The sequence below is a fragment of the Pseudonocardia sp. P1 genome, from assembly GCF_000178675.2.
Taxonomy (GTDB): domain Bacteria; phylum Actinomycetota; class Actinomycetes; order Mycobacteriales; family Pseudonocardiaceae; genus Pseudonocardia.
The window spans coordinates 5,601,200-5,620,955 of record NZ_ADUJ02000001.1; the positions used below are offsets into that span (position 1 = coordinate 5,601,200).

At 73.7% G+C, this 19,756-nt stretch carries 20 protein-coding genes and 1 tRNA gene; 13 read left to right on the forward strand and 8 right to left on the reverse strand.

The annotated features are described in order from the left end of the window. Positions 1 to 201 precede the first annotated feature (201 nt). On the forward strand, positions 202 to 1,152 hold the full coding sequence (locus PP1_RS26050) for a hypothetical protein (RefSeq protein WP_075314522.1): 951 nt from the start codon (positions 202 to 204) through the stop codon (positions 1,150 to 1,152). A gap of 195 nt (positions 1,153 to 1,347) precedes the next feature. After that, positions 1,348 to 2,754 carry a glycine--tRNA ligase gene (locus PP1_RS26055; protein ID WP_010227455.1) on the forward strand — a complete coding sequence of 469 codons (1,407 nt, stop codon included), beginning with the start codon at positions 1,348 to 1,350 and terminating at the stop codon, positions 2,752 to 2,754. A gap of 63 nt (positions 2,755 to 2,817) precedes the next feature. On the opposite strand, the gene PP1_RS26060 is transcribed toward PP1_RS26055, so the two are convergent. The 3 genes from PP1_RS26060 to PP1_RS26070 all read right to left on the reverse strand — a co-directional run bounded on the left by PP1_RS26060 (position 2,818) and on the right by PP1_RS26070 (position 5,513). Next, the gene (locus tag PP1_RS26060; RefSeq protein ID WP_010227453.1) at positions 2,818 to 3,018 is read right to left on the reverse strand and encodes a hypothetical protein; all 201 of its coding nucleotides are present in this window, start codon (positions 3,016 to 3,018) and stop codon (positions 2,818 to 2,820) included. 96 nt (positions 3,019 to 3,114) lie between these two features. Beyond that, the gene (locus PP1_RS26065; RefSeq protein ID WP_010227451.1) at positions 3,115 to 4,104 is read right to left on the reverse strand and encodes a hemolysin family protein; all 990 of its coding nucleotides are present in this window, start codon (positions 4,102 to 4,104) and stop codon (positions 3,115 to 3,117) included. Continuing rightward, on the reverse strand, positions 4,101 to 5,513 hold the full coding sequence (locus PP1_RS26070) for a hemolysin family protein (protein ID WP_010227449.1): 1,413 nt from the start codon (positions 5,511 to 5,513) through the stop codon (positions 4,101 to 4,103). Before PP1_RS26070 ends, PP1_RS26065 begins: the two co-directional genes overlap by 4 nt. 352 nt (positions 5,514 to 5,865) lie before the next feature. On the opposite strand from PP1_RS26070, the gene PP1_RS26075 reads away from it, so the two are divergent. From PP1_RS26075 to PP1_RS26085, 3 genes are all read left to right on the forward strand, one after another. Next, the gene (locus PP1_RS26075; protein ID WP_249266018.1) at positions 5,866 to 6,900 is read left to right on the forward strand and encodes an XdhC family protein; all 1,035 of its coding nucleotides are present in this window, start codon (positions 5,866 to 5,868) and stop codon (positions 6,898 to 6,900) included. A 98-nt stretch (positions 6,901 to 6,998) separates the two neighbouring features. Then, positions 6,999 to 7,616, forward strand: a complete 618-nt coding sequence (locus PP1_RS26080) for a YdcF family protein (protein WP_029239822.1) — start codon at positions 6,999 to 7,001, stop codon at positions 7,614 to 7,616. Beyond that, a complete protein-coding gene (locus PP1_RS26085; protein ID WP_060575295.1) occupies positions 7,613 to 8,932 on the forward strand; it encodes a deoxyguanosinetriphosphate triphosphohydrolase in 1,320 nt (439 codons plus the stop codon). The genes PP1_RS26080 and PP1_RS26085 overlap by 4 nt, the downstream gene beginning before the upstream one ends. Here the strand turns inward: PP1_RS26085 and PP1_RS26090 are convergent. Then, positions 8,919 to 9,698 carry an HNH endonuclease family protein gene (locus tag PP1_RS26090; protein WP_227012814.1) on the reverse strand — a complete coding sequence of 260 codons (780 nt, stop codon included), beginning with the start codon at positions 9,696 to 9,698 and terminating at the stop codon, positions 8,919 to 8,921. The genes PP1_RS26085 and PP1_RS26090 overlap by 14 nt on opposite strands. 211 nt (positions 9,699 to 9,909) lie before the next feature. Between PP1_RS26090 and PP1_RS26095 the strand changes: the two genes are divergently transcribed. The 4 genes from PP1_RS26095 to PP1_RS26110 are packed head-to-tail and all read left to right on the forward strand — an operon-like array spanning position 9,910 to position 14,031. After that, positions 9,910 to 10,839 (forward strand): DMT family transporter, encoded by a 930-nt coding sequence (locus PP1_RS26095; RefSeq protein WP_083697189.1) that lies wholly within the window; start codon positions 9,910 to 9,912, stop codon positions 10,837 to 10,839. 24 nt (positions 10,840 to 10,863) lie between these two features. After that, positions 10,864 to 12,729 carry a DNA primase gene (gene dnaG / locus PP1_RS26100; RefSeq protein WP_010224233.1) on the forward strand — a complete coding sequence of 622 codons (1,866 nt, stop codon included), beginning with the start codon at positions 10,864 to 10,866 and terminating at the stop codon, positions 12,727 to 12,729. Further along, positions 12,726 to 13,247, forward strand: coding sequence for a hypothetical protein (locus tag PP1_RS26105; protein WP_010224235.1), 522 nt, complete (start codon positions 12,726 to 12,728; stop codon positions 13,245 to 13,247). The genes dnaG and PP1_RS26105 overlap by 4 nt, the downstream gene beginning before the upstream one ends. A 10-nt stretch (positions 13,248 to 13,257) precedes the next feature. After that, positions 13,258 to 14,031 (forward strand): trans-aconitate 2-methyltransferase, encoded by a 774-nt coding sequence (locus tag PP1_RS26110; RefSeq protein WP_010224237.1) that lies wholly within the window; start codon positions 13,258 to 13,260, stop codon positions 14,029 to 14,031. A 19-nt stretch (positions 14,032 to 14,050) separates the two neighbouring features. Here PP1_RS26110 and PP1_RS26115 read toward each other — a convergent pair whose 3' ends face one another. Then, positions 14,051 to 14,257 (reverse strand): hypothetical protein, encoded by a 207-nt coding sequence (locus PP1_RS26115; protein ID WP_010224239.1) that lies wholly within the window; start codon positions 14,255 to 14,257, stop codon positions 14,051 to 14,053. 175 nt (positions 14,258 to 14,432) lie between these two features. On the opposite strand from PP1_RS26115, the gene PP1_RS26120 reads away from it, so the two are divergent. Further along, positions 14,433 to 14,504 (forward strand) — tRNA-Asn (locus tag PP1_RS26120). A gap of 257 nt (positions 14,505 to 14,761) precedes the next feature. Next, positions 14,762 to 15,394, forward strand: coding sequence for a DUF998 domain-containing protein (locus tag PP1_RS26125; RefSeq protein WP_010224241.1), 633 nt, complete (start codon positions 14,762 to 14,764; stop codon positions 15,392 to 15,394). Positions 15,395 to 15,489: 95 nt separating this feature from the next. On the opposite strand, the gene PP1_RS26130 is transcribed toward PP1_RS26125, so the two are convergent. Then, entirely contained in the window at positions 15,490 to 16,098 is a 609-nt protein-coding gene (locus tag PP1_RS26130) for a TetR/AcrR family transcriptional regulator (RefSeq protein WP_010224242.1), read from the reverse strand. A gap of 140 nt (positions 16,099 to 16,238) precedes the next feature. Between PP1_RS26130 and PP1_RS26135 the strand changes: the two genes are divergently transcribed. Both PP1_RS26135 and PP1_RS26140 read left to right on the forward strand, forming a co-directional pair. Then, positions 16,239 to 16,856, forward strand: a complete 618-nt coding sequence (locus tag PP1_RS26135; protein WP_337819682.1) for a hypothetical protein — start codon at positions 16,239 to 16,241, stop codon at positions 16,854 to 16,856. A gap of 139 nt (positions 16,857 to 16,995) precedes the next feature. After that, positions 16,996 to 18,210, forward strand: a complete 1,215-nt coding sequence (locus PP1_RS26140) for an MFS transporter (protein WP_010224246.1) — start codon at positions 16,996 to 16,998, stop codon at positions 18,208 to 18,210. On the opposite strand, the gene PP1_RS26145 is transcribed toward PP1_RS26140, so the two are convergent. Beyond that, the gene (locus PP1_RS26145) at positions 18,170 to 19,081 is read right to left on the reverse strand and encodes an alpha/beta fold hydrolase (RefSeq protein ID WP_010224248.1); all 912 of its coding nucleotides are present in this window, start codon (positions 19,079 to 19,081) and stop codon (positions 18,170 to 18,172) included. The genes PP1_RS26140 and PP1_RS26145 overlap by 41 nt on opposite strands. Next, positions 19,078 to 19,674 carry a hypothetical protein gene (locus tag PP1_RS26150; RefSeq protein ID WP_010224250.1) on the reverse strand — a complete coding sequence of 199 codons (597 nt, stop codon included), beginning with the start codon at positions 19,672 to 19,674 and terminating at the stop codon, positions 19,078 to 19,080. The genes PP1_RS26145 and PP1_RS26150 overlap by 4 nt, the downstream gene beginning before the upstream one ends. Positions 19,675 to 19,756 lie beyond the last annotated feature (82 nt).

Below are 19,756 nucleotides of genomic sequence, written 5' to 3' on the forward strand. Positions count from 1 at the left end.
CGGATCCGGCGAGCACAGACGGTCCGGTGAGCACAGACGGTCCGGTGAGCGCCGGCGGGTCGGTCAGGGTCGGCCCGACCGGTGGGCGCCCGGACCCGCCGGGACCGCTGGGGGTGGTGGCGGTTGTCCACAAGTCGGTGCCGTGTCCACAGGTTCGCAGGTCGTCGGTACAGGGGCGTGTCGCGGCGGCAGGGTCGTGGCATGGGCGAACTGCACCTGAGACGCAGGCTCCTCGCGGAGGGCCGCACCGACGAGGAGGTCCGCTCCGCGATCGGGCGCGGAACGCTGTGGCGGGTACGCCCCGGCGCCTACCTCGACGCCGACGACCCTCGCCGACGCAGCGCGGTGGAGTGCCACCGGCTGCTCGTCGAGGCGACGCTGCCCCTGCTCGGGCCGGGCGCCGTCGTCAGCGGTCTGTCCGCGGCGGTCCTGCAGGACCTGCCGGTGTGGGGCGTGCCGCTGCGCCGGGTCCACGTCACCCGTGACCGTTCCGGGGGTGGCCGGAGCACGGCTCGTGTGTGCCTGAGCGCGGCCCCGCTCCCGGACGGGGACGTCACCACGGTCGGCGGGGTCCCGGTGACCTCCGCCGCGCGCACGGTCGTCGACGTGGCGCGGACCGCACCGTTCGAGACGTCGGTGCCGATCGCCGACGCCGCACTGTTCCGGGGGCTCTGCACGGAGGCCGAGGTCGCCGACGCCGTCGGGCGGGCCGCCGGCCGCCGGGGTGCGGGCCCGGCACGGGCGGTCGCCGCGTTCGCCGACGGGCGCGCCGACGGCCCGGGGGAGTCGCGGAGCAGGGTCCGCATGCAGGTACAGGGCGTGCCGGCGCCCCGCCTGCAGCACGTCGTGCGGGACCGGTGCGGGGGCTTCGTCGGGCAGGTCGATTTCTGGTGGCCGGAGCACGGCGTCGTCGGCGAGTTCGACGGCATGGAGAAGTACGGCAGGTCGCTGCGTCCGGGGGAGACCGTGGCCGACGCGGTCCTGCGGGAGAAGCGGCGGGAGGACGCGCTGCGGGCACAGCCGGCCGTCCGGACCGTGGTCCGCTGGACCTGGCACGACATCGACCACTTCGACGAGGTGACCACGAGGCTGCGCTCCCTGCTGGAGCCGCAGACGCTCACGAGTTCCGCCAACGCTCGCCCGATCGCGTGAGCGGCGGCGGAACCAGTGAGCGTCCGGCGGACGAGGGCGAGCCGGGCGCGGGCCGCGGCGCGAGCTGCGCGCGGGCCGGGCGCGAGGTGCGTGGCCGGGCGGGAGAGATGCGGTGACGGCGGGTCGGTAATCTGGGACGCCCCTCTGGCCGCCCTGCCGGTGGGAGAGTCCGAACCACGTTCCTGGAGTACCGCTGTGGCCAGCAAGCCGACCTCCGCCAAGATCGAGACCATTGTCGCGCTGACCAAGCGGCGCGGATTCGTCTTCGCCTCCGGCGAGATCTACGGCGGTACGCGGTCGGCGTGGGACTACGGACCCCTCGGCGTCGAGCTGAAGGACAACATCAAGCGCCAGTGGTGGAAGACCGTGGTGACCGGCCGCGACGACGTCGTCGGCCTGGACTCGTCGGTCATCCTGCCGCGCCAGACCTGGGTCGCGTCCGGCCATGTCGGCACGTTCTCCGACCCGCTGGTCGAGTGCGAGTCCTGCCACAAGCGCTACCGCGCCGACCAGCTCGCCGAGGAGTTCGCCGAGCGCAAGGGCCGCGACCCGGAGCAGGCCGACCAGAACGACCTCTCCGAGGTCCCCTGCCCGAACTGCGGCACCCGCGGGCAGTTCACCGCGCCCCGCGAGTTCAACATGATGCTGAAGACCTTCCTCGGCCCGGTGGAGTCCGAGGAGGGGCTGCACTACCTGCGCCCGGAGACCGCGCAGGGCATCTTCGTGAACTTCCTGAACGTGCAGACGACCTCGCGCAAGAAGCCGCCGTTCGGCATCGGCCAGATCGGCAAGAGCTTCCGCAACGAGATCACCCCGGGCAACTTCATCTTCCGCACCCGCGAGTTCGAGCAGATGGAGATGGAGTACTTCGTCGAGCCGGGCAGCGACGAGGAGCTGCACCAGTACTGGATCGACGAGCGCACCCGCTGGTACACCGACCTGGGCATCTCCCCGGACAACCTGCGGCACTACGAGCACGCCAAGGAGAAGCTCTCCCACTACTCGAAGCGCACCGTCGACATCGAGTACCGGTTCAACTTCACCGGCCAGGAGTGGGGCGAGCTCGAGGGCATCGCGAACCGCACGGACTTCGACCTGACGGCGCACTCGAACCACTCCGGCGTCGACCTGTCGTTCTACGACCAGGCCACCGACACCCGGTACAAGCCGTACGTGATCGAGCCGGCGGCCGGTGTCGGCCGGTCGATGATGGCCTTCCTCATCGAGGCCTACACCGAGGACGAGGCGCCCAACGCGAAGGGTGGCGTCGACAAGCGGGTCGTGCTGAAGCTCGACCGCCGGCTCGCCCCGGTCAAGGCCGCGGTGCTGCCCCTGTCGCGCAACGCCGACCTGTCGCCCAAGGCGAAGGACCTGGCCGCGCAGCTGCGGAAGAACTGGAACGTCGACTTCGACGACGCCGGCGCCATCGGCCGCCGCTACCGTCGTCAGGACGAGATCGGCACCCCGTTCTGCATCACGGTCGACTTCGACACCCTCACCGACCAGGCCGTCACCATCCGCGAGCGGGACTCGATGGCCCAGGAGCGCGTCGCGCTCGACCAGGTCGAGACCTGGCTGGCGACCCGCCTGCTCGGCTGCTGAGCACCCGCGCACGAGAACGCCCCGCCCGGATCCCGGGCGGGGCGTTCTCGTGTCGGGGGCCGGTCAGGCCCGGTAGGCCAGCAGCTGCACGCCGAGCTCGTTCTCGGTCCGGCGGACCTCGGCGAGGTCGTCCTCGCTGAGCGCCGCGTACGGCGACTCCGGACGGTAGGCCACCAGCGGCCCGCCGATCCGGTCCTCGAGCTGCTTCAGCCGGGTGAGCGCTGCGTCGTCCAGCTCGGCCGGACGGAGCGACGGTGCGGTCATCGGTGGGACCTCCCACGGGAAGTGGCGACGGAAGGCGGCCCAGAGTAGGACGGTCCCGTACCGGGCGCAGCGCCGGTACCCGGTCCGGGGGACGTCCTACACCGGTTCGGGTAGCAGCCGTTCCACCAGGTCGGACAGGGTGACGATGCCGACCTGCCTGCCGTCGGACTCCACCAGCGCCAGATGCGCACGCTGGTCGCGCATCGTGTTCACCGCCGTGTGGTAGAGCGTGTCACCCGGCAGGGTGAGCACCGGGCGCATCAGGTCGCGGGCCCGGGTGCCGGGATCGCGGGTCAGCGTGTCCCGGACGTGGACGTAGCCGACGGGTGTCTCGCCGTCGCGGACGATCAGCCGCAGGTGCCCGGTGCGCCGGGCGGTGTCCTGGACGGTGCTGACGTCGTCGTCGGCCGACACCCCGGACGGCTCGTGCGCCAGATCCCGCAGCGGGGTGCGCTCCAGCTCCAGCGCGGTGACCAGCTGGTCACGGTGCTCCTGGTCGAGCGCGCCGGTCTTCGCCGAGTGGTCGACGAGCTCACGCAGGTCGTCGGCGTTGCGGCCGGACGCCATCTCGTCGACCGGCTCGACACCGACGGCACGCAGGCAGCGGTTCGCCGCGCCGTTGAGCAGCAGGAGCAGCGGCCGGGCGACGACCATGAACGCCCGCATCGGGATCGCCAGCATGATCGCCGAGCGCTCCGGGTGCGAGATCGCCCAGGACTTCGGCGCCATCTCACCGACGACGAGGTGCAGGAACGTCACGACGATCAGGGAGATCACGAACGACACGACGCCCGCGACGCCGCCGGGCAGCCCCCAGCCCTCCAGGACCGGGCGCAGCGCGTAGTCGACGGCCGGCTTGGTGACCGCACCCAGACCCAGCACGCACAGCGTGATGCCGAGCTGGGACCCGGCCAGCAGCAGCGAGATGTCCTTCGCGCTGCGCAGGGCGGCACGCGCCGACGCCGAGGTCTGCGCGGCCTCCTCCAGGCGGTAGTTGCGCGCGGCGACGAGTGCGAACTCGACCGCCACGAAGAACGCGCTCGCCGCGATGAGCGCGACGGAGACGACGATCTCGACGGTGCTCATGCGCGCACCTCCTGCTCGTCGTCGGAACTGGTGGCCGGTTCGGTCCAGACCAGGTGGACCGCGGCGGGGACGCGGCGGTCCACCTCCTGCACCGTCAGGCGCAGGGCGCGGTCGTCGTCGTCCGGGTTGTCGGCGGGGATGACGACGGTGACCTCGTCACCGGTCTCCGGCAGCCTCTGCAGCTCGGCCATCACCAGGCCGCCGACGGTCTGGTAGTCGCCGTCGGGCAGCTCGGCGTCGATCAGCCTGCCGACCTCGTCGACGTGCCGGTCGCCGGGCACGACCCAGCCGTCGCCGGCCGCGGTGGCCTGGTCGGTGCCCGCCTGGTCGTGCTCGTCGGTGATCTCGCCGACGAGCTCCTCGGCCACGTCCTCGACGGTGATCACACCGGCCAGGCCGCCGTACTCGTCGAGCACGCAGGCGAGCTCCTCGTCCTCCTCGCGCAGCCGGGCCAGCACCTGCGGCAGCGGCAGCGACGAGGGCACCAGCACCGGCACCCGCATGAGCTCGGAGACCCGGACCTCGGCGAAGCTGCGCCCACCGAGGCGCTCGGACAGCGCCAGCACGTCCTTGAGGCAGACGACGCCGACGAGCTCCATCGCGTTCTCCGGATCGGCGGCGTCCGGCGGGGTGCCGAGCACCGGGTAGCGGGAGTGCTGCACCGCCATCTGCCCGATCAGGCTCTCCACCGTGGCGTCGTCGCGGACCCAGGACACCCGCGGCCGCGGGATCATCGCCGCGCGCGCCGTGCGGTCGCTGAAGTCGACCGCGCGGTCCAGCAGCGTCGCGAGCTCCGGGTCGATGTCACCGGAGTCCTTCGAGTCGTCGATGATCGCCTCGAGGTCACGCCGGGTGGCGGAGTGCTCGACGTCGTGCACCGGCTCGATCCGCAGTGCCCTGAGCAGCACGTTGGACGCGGCGTCGAAGATCTTGATGATCCAGCCGAAGATCGCCAGGTAGGTCTTGGTGGACAGCGCGAGCGCGCGGGCCACCGGCTCCGGGCGGGCGATCGCCAGGTTCTTCGGGAACAGCTCGCCGAAGACCATCTGGACGACGGTCGAGAGCAGCAGCGCGAACGCGATGCCGATCGCGGCGCCGACGCCGGCCGGCACGTTCACCACGCCGAGCAGCTCGCCGATGCCGTCGCCGATCAGCGGCTCGGCGACGTAACCGACGAGCAGACCGGTGACGGTGATGCCCAGCTGGGCGCCGGACAGCATGAACGACGTCCGGCGGGTGATGTCGAGGGCACGGGCGGCGCCGGCGTCGCCCTCGGCGGCCCTGGCCTTGAGCCGGGACCGGTCGACGGCCATGTAGCCGAACTCCTGGGCCACGAAGTAGCCGGTCAACGCGGTGATCGCGAGGACGACGAGGATGCCGAGCAGGATGCCGAGGATCGTGCCGATCACCGGAGCGTCACCACCCGGTCATCGGGGCGGGCGGGCCGGAGGGCCGTGCGCGCGGGGACGAGGGCGGTGCGGGGTCGCCGTCCGGGTGTGGGGCGGACGGCGCCGGGACTGTCGCTGGGGTCCATGACTCCTGACTCGAAATCGGATGGGCGTACGACGCGTACAACGCGTGCCGGAATCGTACGGTTCCGGGGCGGCTCCGTCGTCCCGGTCACCTCTCTCTCGCCCGAACGGCGGTACCGGACATCCGCTCACCTGCGGGAACGCCGTCCACTGCTGGATCCGACACGCTCGGCGGCGCCGCGGACGCAGCTCTCAGCGTCCTGTCAGACCCCGTCGTTACCCTGACGGCGTGACCACTCCCACGACGCAGGCCACGGCGGATCCGCGGCGCGCGCTCGGTGCCGCGCTGCTCCGCTGGGCGTCCGGGGGCGCCGGCGGGATCGGCGTCGTCCGGGTGCTCGACCGGCACGGCTTCGGCTCCGTCGAGTCCGGCCAGCTGATCGCGGGCACCCCGGCCGGCGAGGTGTCCGGCAGCCTCTACCTGGGGGCGCTCGACGACTCGGCGCACCCGCTGGCGGCCGAGGCCGCCGGGGGAGCTGCGACCGTCCGGGAGGCGCAGGTCGCCGAGGCGTCCGCGGTGGCCGCAGGGCTCGCCTGTGCGGGCGGGGCGACGCTGCTCGGCCACCCGCTGCCGCACGGTCCGGCGGCCGCGCTCGGCGAGGCGCTGGAGAACGGCCGCCCGGCAGCACTGCTGTCACGGTCCGACGGCGCCGCCGCGCTCGTGCTGACCGGCCCGGAGCTGACCGAGGAGCACGGCGACCTGGGCGCCGTCACCGCCGCCGCGGCCGGTGAGGCCCGCACCCTGCTCCGGCGCGGGGCCACGACCACCGAGCGGGTCACCGCCGACGGCGTCGACGTGCTGATCGACCTGTGGGTGCCGGTGCCGTCGATGCTGGTCGTCGGCGAGGGCGCGCTCGGTGCCGCGTTGCAGGCCCAGTCCGGGCTGCTCGGCTGGTCCGCGCGGACCGTGACCACCCTCGACGACGCCCGCGCCGCCGTCGCCGCCTTCTCCGACGCCGACGTGCTGGTCCTGCTCGACCACGACCCGGCGTTCGACGCGATCCTGCAGGACGGGCTCGCCCACGGGCGCGGCTTCCTCGGTGCGCTCGGCTCCCGCCGCACCCAGGCCGCACGCCGCGAGCGGCTGCTCGCCGCCGGTGCCGACGCCGACGCGCTCGCCGCGATCCACGGGCCGGTCGGGCTGGACCTCGGTGCCCGCACCCCGGCCGAGACGGCGGTGTCGATCGTCGCCGAGGTGATCGCGCTGCGGGCCGGGCGCTCGGCGTCCGTGCTGGCCGGGACGACGGGGCGGATCGGCGGATGAGCGCGCCCTCCTCCCGTCGCGGCCTCGGCGGGTCGCCGCCCGCCGGCCGCCCGTCCGCGCGGCCGTCCGCACCGCCGCCCGGTCCGGTCCGCACCGGGATGACCTGGGGCGCCCGGCTGGTGGTCGGCGGTCTCGTGATGCTGATCGCCGTGGTCGGCGTGACCGCGCTGCGGGTGTGGCAGGTCGCCCGGATCGACGACCAGCGCCCGGTCGACGCCGTGATCGTGCTCGGGGCGGCGCAGTACAACGGTGAGCCGAGCGCGGTGCTCGCGGCCCGGCTGCGACACGCGGAGGACCTCTACCGCGACGGTGTGGCCCCGCGGATCGTCACGGTCGGCGGCGGGCAGTCCGGTGACCGCTACACCGAGGCCGAGGCCAGTCGGGAGTGGCTCATCGAGCAGGGCCTGCCGAGCACCGCGGTCGAGGCGGTGCCGGAGGGCGTCGACACGCTCGGCAGCCTGCAGGCCGTCGCCGGGACCGCGCGCGAGCAGGGCTGGGAGTCGGCGCTGCTCGTGTCGGACCCGTGGCACAGCCTGCGCGCCCGCACGATGGCCCGCGACGCCGGGCTGGAGGCGTGGACGTCGCCGACCCGCAGCGGGCCGATGGTCCAGACCCGGGAGACCCAGTTCCACTACATCTACCGTGAGACCGGGGCGCTGCTGTTCTACGAGCTGACCCACGCCTCGGTCGACACTGCGAGCAGCGGCCAGGGATGACCTCGTCCGTGGACCCGGGCTACACCCCGGCCGACGCCGAGCGCAGGCACCCCGAGCCGCCCAAGGGGTCCGGGCTCGGTGAGCGCGGCCGGGTGGAGCGGCGCAGCCCGTTCTCCCGTGACCGGGCGCGGGTGCTGCACTCCGCGGCCCTGCGCCGGCTGGCCGGCAAGACCCAGGTCGTCGGGCCGGGGGAGGGCGCCGAGGTCACCGGCATCCCGCGGACTCGGTTGACGCACTCGCTGGAGGTCGCCCAGATCGGGCGCGGGATCGCCGAGGAGCTGGGTCTGGACCCGGACGTCGTGGACGCCGCGGGGCTCGCGCACGACATCGGTCATCCGCCGTTCGGGCACAACGGTGAACGTGCTCTCGACGAGGCCGGAGCGGCGTGCGGCGGGTTCGAGGGCAACGCGCAGACGTTGCGGATCCTGACCCGGCTGGAGCCGAAGTCCCGCTCGGTCGACGGCCGCGTGCCCGGCGGGCTCAACCTCACCCGCGCCACCCTCGACGCGTCCACCAAGTACCCGTGGCCGCGCCGCGGCGCGGAGCGGAAGTTCGGCGCCTACGCCGACGACGCCGCCGCGCTGGAATGGGTGCGGCTGGGTGCCCGCCCGGGCGTACGGAGCACGGAGGCCCAGGTCATGGACTGGGCCGACGACGTCGCGTACTCCGTGCACGACGTCGAGGACGCGGTGCTGGCCGGCCGGATGGATCTCGCCGTGCTGTCGTCGCGGGCCGAGCGGGAGGCGCTCGCGGCCGAGGCCGCGGCCGGGTTCGGGGCGGACGCGGCCGCCTGCACCGAGGCCGCGGCCCGGCTCGACGCGCTGCCGGTGGTCCGGGCCGTCCGCGGGTTCGACGTGCGCACCGCGGCCGGTGACGACCTGGTCGCCATGAAGCGGATGACGTCCGAGCTGGTCGGGCGGTTCGCGCTGGCCGCCACCGACGCGACCCTCGACGCCCACGGCGACGCACCGCTGGCCCGGCACCGTGCCGGGCTGGTCGTCCCGGCGCGGGCCGAGGCCGAGGTCGTGCTGCTCAAGGCGCTCGCGACCCGCTACGTGATGAGCGATCCGCAGCGGCTGGCGATGCAGTCCCGCCAGCGGGAGCTGCTCCACGAGCTGGTCGCGACCCTGGCCGGGCGGGGTCCGGCCGGCCTGGACCCGGTCCGGGCCGAGGACTGGGCGGCCGCCCCCGACGACCGGGCCCGCCTGCGGGTCGTCGTCGACCAGGTCGCGCTGCTCACCGACCCGCAGGCGATCGCGTGGCACCGCGAGCTGTGCGGTCGCGACCGGGGCGGGCGCGCGGTCAGCGCAGGCTGACCGCCGGCTTCGCCGCATCGGCCTCGGTCGGGACCGACCGGTCGGGGCAGGTCCGCAGCACCCGGTCGATCGCGTCCCGCTCCGCGGCGGTGACCCAGAGCCGGTACTTGGTCTTCACCGCGACCTGGCGGGCGACGTAGGCGCACCGGTACCCGCGGTCCGGCGGGAGCCAGGTGGCGGCGTCGCCGTCGCCCTTGCGGCCGTTGGTCGGGCCGTCGACGGCGACGAGGTTGAGCGGGTCGTTCCCGATCCGCTCGCGGGTGGCCTCGTCGAGCTGCTGGGCGCCCTTCTGCCAGGCGTCCGACAGGGCGACGACGTGGTCGATCTGGACCTTGTCGCTCGTGCCCTGGCCGCGGGTGAAGGAGATCGTCGTCGCGGTGTAGGAGTCGCGCAGGGAGCCGGTCAGCACGACGCAGTCGCGGGTGCCCGCCTTGAACGTCTCACGGTCCATGTCGCGGGCGAGGACCTGGTTGCGCTGGTCGCAGCCGTCTCGGTCGATGTCGGCCCAGCGGCGCCCGAACTCGTCGCGGGCGTACCCGGTCTTCGGGGCCCGGCCCTTGACCTGCAGGCCCGCGAGCGCCGCCGACGCGTTCCCCGCGGCGGGCGCCGCGGCGTGGCCGTCCGGCGACGACGGCGCCGCCACCCCCGCCTCGACCACGTCCGTCTCGACCACCCCGGTGCCGGCGGCCGCCAGGTCCGCGAAGGACCCCGGCGCTCCGCAGCCCGCCACCACCAGCACCGCCGCCAGCACCCCTGCGGCTCTCACCCGACGACCCCGATGACCCTGACGACCACGACGATCACGCACGGAGCGATGTTCACCGACGCGATCGGCGGCGGGCGGCGGACACGCCGCGCGGGTCGTCACTCTGTGTGAAAGCTCGCTCGGGGTGGTCCGGGTCGTGCTACGGCGCCACCGGTGAGGTCCCGCCCACCTCCGCTTGCCGGCATCTTTAGCAATGCGTTGAAGTGATGGGGTGACCTTCCCGCGTTGGCTCGTTCCCGTGCTGGCCGTGCTCTTCGTCCCGCTCTGGGCGTCCGGCTTCATCGCGGGCAAGATCGCGACCGGGTACATGGAGGTCCCCACGGTCCTGCTCTGGCGGTTCGTGATCGCGCTGGCGGTGATGCTCGCCGCCGCCCTGGTGCTGCGGCCCGGGCTCCCGCGCGGCCGTGCCTGGATGCACCTCGGCGTCACCGCGCTGCTGCTGCAGGTCGGGCAGTTCTCGTTCGTCTACACCGGATTGTCGTCGGGCGTGCCCGCCGGGCTGTCCAGCCTGATCCTGGGCATGGCGCCGCTGCTGGTCGGGCTGCTGACGCCGCTGCTGCTCGCGACCCGGCTCGGCGTCGCGCCGGTCCTCGGGCTGCTGATCGGCGCGGTGGGCGTCTACGTCGTGCTCGCCGACGACCTGGGCGGCGGCATCGGCGGCGACGTCGTCTTCCCCGTCCTCGGGATGCTCTCGCTGACCGCCGGCACGCTCTACCAGAAGCGGTTCAACGACCGGACGCCCGTCGTGACGAGCGTCGTCGTCCAGATGGGGACGTCGCTGGTGGCCACCCTGGTCGCCTGGCCGTTCCTCGGGGCGGGATGGCTGCCGTCGTCGGCCGGGGGGTGGCTGGCCGTCGGCTGGCTCGGGATCTTCAACTCGGCCGGGGCCTTCGTACTGATGTTCCTGCTGCTGCGCTGGCGCTCGACGGTCTTCGTGTCGTCGCTGCTCAACCTGGTCCCGGCGACGACGGCGCTGTGCGCGGTCCCGATCCTCGGCGAGCCGCTCACGGTGCAGGCCGTGCTGGGTCTGTGCATCGCGCTCGTCGGGATGTTCGTCGGTCTCGGCAGGCTCCCGGGCGCCCGCAGGCGGGCCGTCGAGGCCGCCGATCCGGCGCCGGTCGGGACCGCGCCCCGGAGCTGAACCGGCGGGCCTAGAATCGGAGCCGTGGCAGGACGGATCCGGGACGCTGACATCACCGAGGTCCGGAACCGTGTCCGGGTCGAGGAGATCGTCGAGGAGTACGTCGCGCTCCGCCGCGCCGGTGCCGGCTCGCTGAAGGGGCTCTGCCCCTTCCACGACGAGAAGACCCCTTCGTTCAACGTCCGCCCCTCGCACGGCACGTTCCACTGCTTCGGCTGCGGCGAGCACGGCAGCGTGATCGACTTCGTGATGAAGATGGAGGTCATCGGCTTCCCGGAGGCGGTCGAGCGGCTCGCCGACCGGTGCGGGGTCCGGCTGACCTACGAGGGCGGCGGGTCGTCGGTCCAGCGGGACCGCGGTACCCGCTCCCGGCTGCTGGAGATCAACCGCAAGGCCGCCGAGTTCTACGCCGAACAGCTGCGCACCCCGGCCGGCCGGGCCGCGATGCAGTTCCTGTCCGAGCGCGGGTTCGACCAGGCCGCCGCCGAGAAATTCGGGTGCGGCTACGCGCCCGCCGGCTGGGACACCGTCACCAAGCACCTGCTCGGGCAGGGCTACCAGCTCGACGAGCTGATCAAGTCCGGGATCGCGAAGGAGGGCCGCCGCGGCGCGATCGACCGGTTCCACCGGCGGCTGCTGTGGCCGATCCGCGACCTCGCCGGCGACGTCGTCGGGTTCGGTGCCCGCCGCCTGTTCGACGACGACGGCATCGAGGCCAAGTACCTCAACACCTCCGAGACGCCGGTCTACCGCAAGACGCACGTGCTGTTCGGGCTCGACCAGGCCAAGCGGGAGATCGCGAAGTCGCGCCAGGTCGTCGTCGTCGAGGGCTACACCGACGTCATGGCGATGCACCTGGCCGGGGTGCCGACGGCCGTCGCGTCCTGCGGCACGGCGTTCGGTTCCGAGCACATCTCGGTCATCCGCAGGCTGATCGGCGACGACTCGTTCGACCGCGGCGAGGTGATCTTCACCTTCGACGGCGACGACGCCGGCCAGAAGGCCGCGCAGAAGGCGTTCGAGGGCGACCAGAGCTTCGCGACGCAGACCTACGTCGCGATCGCCGCCGACGGCCAGGACCCCTGCGAGCTGCGGCACAACCACGGCGACGCCGCGGTGAAGGACCTCGTCGCCCGCCGGGAGCCGCTGTTCGAGTTCGCGATCCGCACCGAGCTGCGCAACCACCGGCTGGAGACCGCCGAGGGCCGGGTCGCGGCGCTGCAGCAGACCGTCCCGATCGTCGCCAAGATCAAGCGGGAGGACCTGCGCGACGAGTACGCCCGCCGGCTGGCCGGCTGGGTCGGGTGGGACGACATCGCCGTCGTCGTGCGGCGGGTGCGCGAGACGGCAGGGGGCCCGGCCGAGGGCCGGTCGCGCCGCCGCGCGCCGCTCCCCGCCCCGAAGCGCGACGACACGCAGCTGCACCTGCAGCGCGAGGCGCTCAAGGCCGCCCTGCAGATCCCCGGTGTCGTCGGGCCCGGGTTCGACGAGCTCCCCGAGGCCGGCTTCACCCACCCGCAGTTCGCCGCGGTGCAGCGGGCGATCCTCGGAGCGGGTGGGGTGGGAGCCGGGCTGGAGGGGCCGGAATGGCTCGACGCCGTCGTCGCCGAGATCGCGACCGACGACGTGAAACGGCTGGTCAGCGAGCTCGCCGTCGAGGGACTGGAACTCCCCAAGCGGAACACCGACGAGCTCCGCTACGTCAACGGCGTCCTCGCCGGGGTACGGCTCGGCCTGGTCGAGCGCGAGATCGCCGATCTCAAGTCGCAGCTGCAGCGGACCAACTCCGAGACCGACCACGACGAGTACATGGACCTGTTCGGCGTGCTCGTCCCGCTGGAGCAGTACAAGATCCAGCTGCGCGAGCAGGCCGCCGGGGTCGCGTCGTGAGCGGGTTCTGGGGCCGGCTGTTCGGCCGGGACCCGGTTCCCGCCGCCGTCGCCGACCGGCTGGGGAGCGAGGAGGCGGTCGTCGCCGTGGCGACGGTCGCGGGTGGCGGGACGCTCGTCGTCACGTCCTGGGGGGTCTGGCCGCCCGCGGGGGAGCGGATCGGCTGGCACGAGATCGCGAAGGCGACGTGGGACAGGACGGCGCTGGTGGTGACGCCGACGACCGCCGAGGAGATCGCCCCCGGCACGGAGCTGCTGTCCGACGCCGTGCCGCAGCGGTTCCGACTCCCGGAGCCCGGGAAGGTGCCCCAGGCGGTCCGGGACCGGGTCGACCAGTCGATCCGGTCCCGCAACCGGCGCGAGCTCCCCGGCGGCGGGGCGTGGGTGCTCCAGCGCAGGATCCCGGGACGGGACGGGCTGATCGTCCAGGTCCGGCCGGACACCGGCACCGACCCGGTGGCCGTCCGGCGGCTCGCCGAGGGCATCGCGGACCGGCTGCCCGGAGGCGACGCCGGGTGAGGGCGCCGAGGTGACGGCCGCGAGCTGGGACCCCGAGCTCTACCGGGCGTTCGACGACCACCGCTCCCGCCCGTTCGTCGACCTCCTCGCGCGGGTCGGCGCGGTCGATCCCGGGCTGCCGCGGGTCGTGGACGCGGGTTGCGGGCCGGGCCACCTCACCGGCCTGTTGTCCCGGCGCTGGCCGGACGCGACGGTCGACGCGTTCGACTCGTCGCCGGACATGGTCGAGGCCGCGCGGTCGGCGGGCGTCGACGCGGCACTGACCGACGTCCGGGACTGGACCCCGCCACGGGACACCGGCGTGCTCGTCAGCAACGCGGTGCTGCAGTGGGTGCCCGAGCACGCCGACGTCCTGCGCCGGTGGATCGCCGCGTTGGCTCCTGGGGCGTGGCTCGCGATGCAGGTGCCCGGCAACTTCGGCGCGCCCTCGCACGTCCTCACCCGCGAGGTGGCGGCGCGGCCCCGCTGGCGCGCACGGATCCTGCTGCGCGGCGACGAGACCGTCCTGGACCCGCTCGGCTACGCGGACCTGCTCGCGCACTCCGGGGCCGTGGTCGACGCGTGGGAGACGACCTACCTGCAGCGACTCGAGGGCGACGACCCGGTCCTGCGCTGGATCTCCGGCACGGCGCTGCGGCCCGTGCGCGACGCCCTCGACGACGACGCCTACGCCGCCTTCGTCGACGAGCTCGCCCCGCGGTTGCGCGCGGCCTACCCGCCGAGCGCCGACGGCAGCACCTGGTTCCCGTTCCGCCGTGTCTTCGCGGTGGCCCGGAAACACTGACCGCCCGCCGCGAGGTGCCTCAGGAGTGCCCGTCGCCGTCGGCGCGCTCGCCACGCACCTTGCCGATCGCGCCCTCCACGCCCGCCTGCGCGACTCCCGCCGCGCCCTGCACCACGGGATGGTCCACGGCCCGGTGGTAGGCACGCACCAACTGCTCGTACCGCTCGTGCCCGGCTCTGGTGCCGAGGACGTACCCGACCGCGACTCCCACGAGGAACCTGACCATTCCCCTCACCTCCGACCGCGACCGTACCCGGGTGCCGCGGGACACCGGGGTGGCACCCGGATCGGGGCCCGACCTGCGACAACAGCGGCCGAACGGGGGGTTGCGAGACGGGTCCGGAGGGTGTTGTAGAGTTTGATCCGTCGCCGGGACGAGTGTTCAGGGCGGCGACAAGCGGTCCTCCGTAGCTCAATGGCAGAGCACCCGACTGTTAATCGGGCGGTTACTGGTTCGAGTCCAGTCGGAGGAGCACATTCCCCAGTTCAGAAGCTCACAGAACAGCTTCGGCTGCGATCGGCCCCCAGTGAACCCCCACTCCTCGGGTTCCGAGGGTCGATGTGTCTCCGCGACACCCTGCCCGCCTTCTCGAGGTCGCACGCCGTCGTGGATCCGATGATCCGTCGAAAGTCGGACCACCCCCGTCCCCGGATGCGCGACCCTGGGGCGATGAGATCGTCCTCGACCGGTCGCGGATCCGGCCCGCCGGCGACTCGCGGAGGTAGCCGTGTGCGCCTCGGGCTCGTGCTGCTCGCGTCGCAGATGCTCTACCTGCCGCTGGAACTGCTCGTGGTCCGCACGGTGAGAGCGCCGTACGACCTGGTGGGAAGCACGATCAGCGAGCTGGGTGCGGTCACCTGCGCCGAGTACCCCGGTCCCGCCGCTGTGGTGGCGGTCTGCTCGCCGTGGCACGCGGTGATGAACACCGCGTTCGTCGTCTTCGGGGCACTCATGGCCGTCGGAGCGGTGCTCGCCCGACCTGCGTTCCGCCCCGGCCGGCTCGGCACCGTCGCGGCCGGGGCGTGGGTGGTCACCGGGCTGGGCTCGATCGGTACCGGGCTGGTGCCGGTCGACGTGTCGGTGGATCTCCATCTGCTCGTGTCGAATCCCGTCGCCGTCGCGCAGCCGTGCGCGCTGCTCCTCACCGCACGGGTGTTGCCGCGGCCGAGTCCGCTTCTCGCCGCGACCGGTACCGCACTCGGTCTCGTCGCGGCGGCCGCCACCGTGGTGTTCCTGGGAGCGGGTCCGCCGGAGCTGGGTGGGCTCCTGGAGCGGCTGGTCGTCTGGCCGGCCACGGCGTGGCTCGGCGCTGTCGCCGTGCGCCTCCTGCTCCGCGACGAGGAGCCATCACGCGTCCGGTAGTGCGGCCCGGCCGTCGTCGGGCTCGATCTCCCGCACGGGCGAGGTGGCCGGGCGGAGCTGATCCACGCCAGGTGGGGGTGGCGACTCCGGTCCGGTCACGGGTCGCGCGGACCGAGAACTCCGTCGACGGCGGTGTACAGGGTGTCCGTCTCGGTCTGCAGCAGTGACTCCTCGGCGGGCAGCGCCCGCTCCAGGCCGAGCCCGTTGACGACGGTGAGCAGGAACTTCGCCCGTCGTGCGGTGTCGTCGGCAGCGACGGCGCCCTCGTTCGCCAGCACGGTCAGCCAGTACTCGACCCGTCGCTGCATCTCCCGCTCCATGGCGAGGTAGGCGGCCCGGTTGTCCTCGGTCGGCTCGGGTTCGACCCACTCCCGGACGACCTTGAGCGTCGCGGCTCGGGCCTGTTCGCCCACACCGGTGCCGACGAGCACCTGGCGGAGGCAGTCGACCAGCCGGTCCCGGGCGGGCGTCGTGGTGTCGTGGATGGTGTCGTCGGAGACGACGAGGTCGTAGATGCGGGTGAGCACCTCGTCCTGCAGTTCGCGCTGGGTCGGGAAGTGGTAGCGGAGCGATCCCGTGCTCACCCCGGCCCGGGCCGCGACGGCCCGCACGGTCAGCCTCGTCCCGGGGTCATCCCCGAACATCTGCATGGCGGCGCGGAGGACCTTGTCCCGGCTGCTCGGCTCACCGTCGTCACGCTCCATCGTGCACCTCCACTCGCATCGTACTAGCACAACGTGTTAGTTTCTCGATGCAGCGGCTAACACAGTGTGTTAGCCAGGTCGGGCGAGCGTCGGGGGACGACATGTTCAAGCAGTGGCGACGGGACCGTGCCGTCCGGCGGGTGAAGCCGGGGGACGGGCGTCCGTTGAAGCGCTTCCGCTGGTGGCAGATGCTCACCGGCCGGGCACTTCTCCACCTGCGGCTGGCGGGCGACGACGGCCGTCCGGTCGAGTACAGCGTCGACGTGCGGCACAACGGCGACAAGGAGGACGGCGTCGTGCGGGCCCAGCTCTACCGCGACGGCCGCCACCACGCCGAGTCGAAGGTCCCCGCCGTCTTCCCCGTCGAGGGCGGCGCGATCGAGGTGGCGACGACGAGCTTCGGCGTCAAGCGGTGCCACTACGTGACGACGGCCGGTGCGGAGTACCAGCTCACCCCGGACCCGAGGTCGGCCGAGGGACGCCGGGCCCGGTTCGAGCGGGAGAGCCCCGGGCTGAGCCGCGTGCTCGGGTTCGTCTCGGTGATCGTCGTCGTGATCGGTCTGGGGCTCAACATCCTGCAGATCCTCGAACCGATCTCCCGGATCCCCCCGATCGCCGAGAACATCGGCGTCTTCGTGTCGCCGATCCACCTGCCGATCTGGCTCAACATCACGCTCGCCGTCGCGGCCGCGCTGGGGAGCACGGAACGGGCCCTGCGGCTCCGCTACCACTGGCTGCTCGACGCCGGTGGGAACTGACCCCGCGTCACGTCGTACACGCACCCCGGTGGGGCGTGACGCAGCGCGAGACCGCCCGGTCGTGAGACCTTCCCGGTCGGACCGCCCAGCGGCAGGGCCCGCCGGGTGACGGCTCACCCGGCGGGGGACGGAGGTCGGGATGGGCCGACGGCGCGCGATCGCCGGCGCGGTGCTGCTCGATCTCGCCGTGAGCCCCCTGTTCGCGTGGGACGTGTTCACCGCGTCGGCGCAGCGTGAGCTTGGGGCCGGGACCACCGCGCTGGCCGGCGTCTTCTCCGTCGGTCTCGCGGCGTTCACGGCCGGGGTCCTCGCAGGCGGCCGGATCGCCGACTCGGTCGCTCCCCGCCGTCTCGCACTGGTGACGGCGGCCGGCAGTGTCGCCGGTCTGCTCGGGAGCGCCGCGGCGACGTCGGTCGTCGTCCTGGTGATCGCGTTCGGCGTGGTGCTCGGTGCCACCGCCGGACTCGGCTACGCGACCGCGGTGCGGGTGGCCGGGACCGTGCGGTCCGGCCGGGGGCTCGCGCTCGGGCTGGTGGTGGCCTCCTACGCGGTCGGGACCGCGGTCCTCGCCCCGGTCGCGGCGGTCCTGCTGGTGGTGGCCGGGCGCGGCGGGACCTTCGTCGTGCTGGCCGCGGTCCTCGGCGCCGTCCTCCTCGCCGCCGCGGTGCTGCTGCCGGGCGCCGCCCCGGAAGCCCCGGAAGCCCCGGACGCCCCGGAAGCCCCGGACGCCCCGGCTGCGCCGTCCGGCACCGACGGCGGACGGGTGCCACGCCGCCCGGTCGTCGCCCTGTGGCTGGGGTTCGGTCTCGGCAGCGCACCGGCCCTGGCCGCCTTCGCACTCGCCGGCCGGCTCGCCGGACCGGCCGCGGCCGTGGCGTCGGCGGTGGTGCTGCTCAACCTCGGCAACGTCGTCGGGCGGCTGGTCGCCGGACCGGTCTCGGACCGGGTGGGCCGCCGCGCGACCCTGCACGCGAACTCGGCGCTGCTCGTGGTCGTGTGCGTCGCGCTCGCCGCCGGGGCGGGCGGCCCCCTGGCGCTGACGGCGCTGTTCCTGCTCGGGACCCAGTACGGCGCGCTGTCGACCCTCGTCCCGGCCGCGGTCTCCGACGTCGTCCCCGGTGGGCGGTTCGGCGCGACCTACGGCCGTGTCTTCACCGGCTGGGGCGTCGCCGGTCTCGTCGCCCCGGTCGCCGCGTCGGCGGGTGCGCTCGCCGCCGGGTACGGGGTCGTCTACTCCGTGTTCGTCGTCGTCGCGGTCCTCTCGTGGGTCTGCGTGGCGGTCCACGGCGGAGGATCGGGGACGGCGCCCGGGCTCACCGGCGGGCGTCCCGGTAGTCCGCGACGGTCGCGATGATCCGGCGCCTGGCATTGGGGTGCGAGTAGCCGAGATGACCGAAGGAGAAGTGGTGGAAGCGCGCCGCGGGATTGCGGTCCGCGAGCACGAGTGCGAACGGGGCCTGCGCGTCGTGGGCGCCGCAGAAGATGTCGAGTGGCACGGGGATCGAGTAGTGGTCGAATCCCCACCTCGCGCTCGCCCACCGCATCTCGGCCAGCAGTGCCTGCCGGCCGGCGCGCTCCGTCAGGACGCGCCGGTGGAACTCGCCGACGTCGTGCTCGATCCCGGGAGGCGGACCGGCCGGATCCACGCGGGGTCCCGGGCCGTCCGCGTCCGGGGCGGACGTCGACCGGCGGGTACGCGCCGGCGAGTACCGCTCCAGCGCGGCGGCGAGCCGGGGCGCGTACCGGATCAGGCGATACCCGGTCGCCGCCGACCGTGAGGACACCTGCCGCGCCACCGGATCGAACCACGGGAGCGTCGGGTTGACGGGCACGGCGCCGATGATCCGCTCCGGGATCGTGGCGGCGACCGCCATCGTGACCAGGCCCCCGTTCGACTCACCGACACACGCGAGGGTCCCGACGGCGAGGCCGTCCAGCAGCTCGGTCACGTCGTCCGAGTAGGCCCCGACGGGCCGCCCGGGGCAGAGGCTCGAGCCGGCCGCGCCGGGCCGGTTCGGCGCGATCAGACGGATCCCGTTCCGGACGGCCTCCCGGTGGAAGATGCCGCCCTCCAGGCCGGTGCTCCCGCCACCGTGGAAGTACAGGACGGGCTCGCCGTCCGGCACGCCGAACTCCTGCCAGGTCAGTCGCCTGCCGTCGGCCAGCGTCGTCGACCGCCGTGGCGGATCGATCAGGGGGACGCTCCCGGGGTACCGGCGTGTCACGTCGTCCCTGGGCCGTCCGGCGAGCCGGGCAGGCGCGTCCAGTCCAGCCCGTCGACGTCGGTCCCGAAGGCGTCGAGCGTCATGGTCGTCGCGTCCCGCCCGGCCCGGATCCGCCGGACGTGCGTGTCCAGCCACACCTCCACCGGCTCGGGCGAACCGTCCGTCGTCGCGGTGACGTGCCGGAGGCCGTCGTCGGGCCCCCGGTCCTCCACCGCCGTGACCGTCGCGAGCCTGTCGAACAGCCGGAGCGGGGTGACGAGCTCCGGGGCCGTGCCGGACGGGAGCGAGTCGAGCGTGCGTCCGGGGCGTCCGGACCACACCCGGTCCCCGAGCTGCACCGCGGCCATGTGGCCCTGGTCGAACATGGCCCGCCGGCCGGCGACGTCGAGGACCCCCTCGGCGTCGAGCTCGCGGGGGAGACGCCGGACGACCGCGCGGGCGAGTGCCGGCAGGATCCCGCGGCGCCGCGGCCCCTCCTCGACGGCCTCCCGGTTCCGGGAGAAGTCCATGTGCAGGGTGATCCGTGCGGGGCCCGCGGCGACGGTCCGGCCGACCGTCTCGTGGAACTCCGCAGGTGTGAGGGCGTCGGGCATCGTGCGGTCCTCCCGTCCAGGTGTCCGGCCACCACGAGACACCCGGACGCTGCGGCACACTCAACCCCTGGCCGGCCCAAGA

Excerpts from the sequence above, each read along its gene's own strand:
- PP1_RS26085 (WP_060575295.1), top strand. The coding sequence starts at position 7,613 with ATGACCTCGTCCGTGGACCCGGGCTACACCCCGGCCGACGCCGAGCGC.
- PP1_RS26150 (WP_010224250.1), bottom strand. The coding sequence starts at position 19,674 with ATGCCCGACGCCCTCACACCTGCGGAGTTCCACGAGACGGTCGGCCGG.
- PP1_RS26050 (WP_075314522.1), top strand. The coding sequence starts at position 202 with ATGGGCGAACTGCACCTGAGACGCAGGCTCCTCGCGGAGGGCCGCACC.
- PP1_RS26065 (WP_010227451.1), bottom strand. The coding sequence starts at position 4,104 with ATGAGCACCGTCGAGATCGTCGTCTCCGTCGCGCTCATCGCGGCGAGC.
- PP1_RS26080 (WP_029239822.1), top strand. The coding sequence starts at position 6,999 with ATGACCTGGGGCGCCCGGCTGGTGGTCGGCGGTCTCGTGATGCTGATC.
- PP1_RS26140 (WP_010224246.1), top strand. The coding sequence starts at position 16,996 with ATGGGCCGACGGCGCGCGATCGCCGGCGCGGTGCTGCTCGATCTCGCC.
- PP1_RS26130 (WP_010224242.1), bottom strand. The coding sequence starts at position 16,098 with ATGGAGCGTGACGACGGTGAGCCGAGCAGCCGGGACAAGGTCCTCCGC.
- PP1_RS26060 (WP_010227453.1), bottom strand. The coding sequence starts at position 3,018 with ATGACCGCACCGTCGCTCCGTCCGGCCGAGCTGGACGACGCAGCGCTC.
- PP1_RS26115 (WP_010224239.1), bottom strand. The coding sequence starts at position 14,257 with ATGGTCAGGTTCCTCGTGGGAGTCGCGGTCGGGTACGTCCTCGGCACC.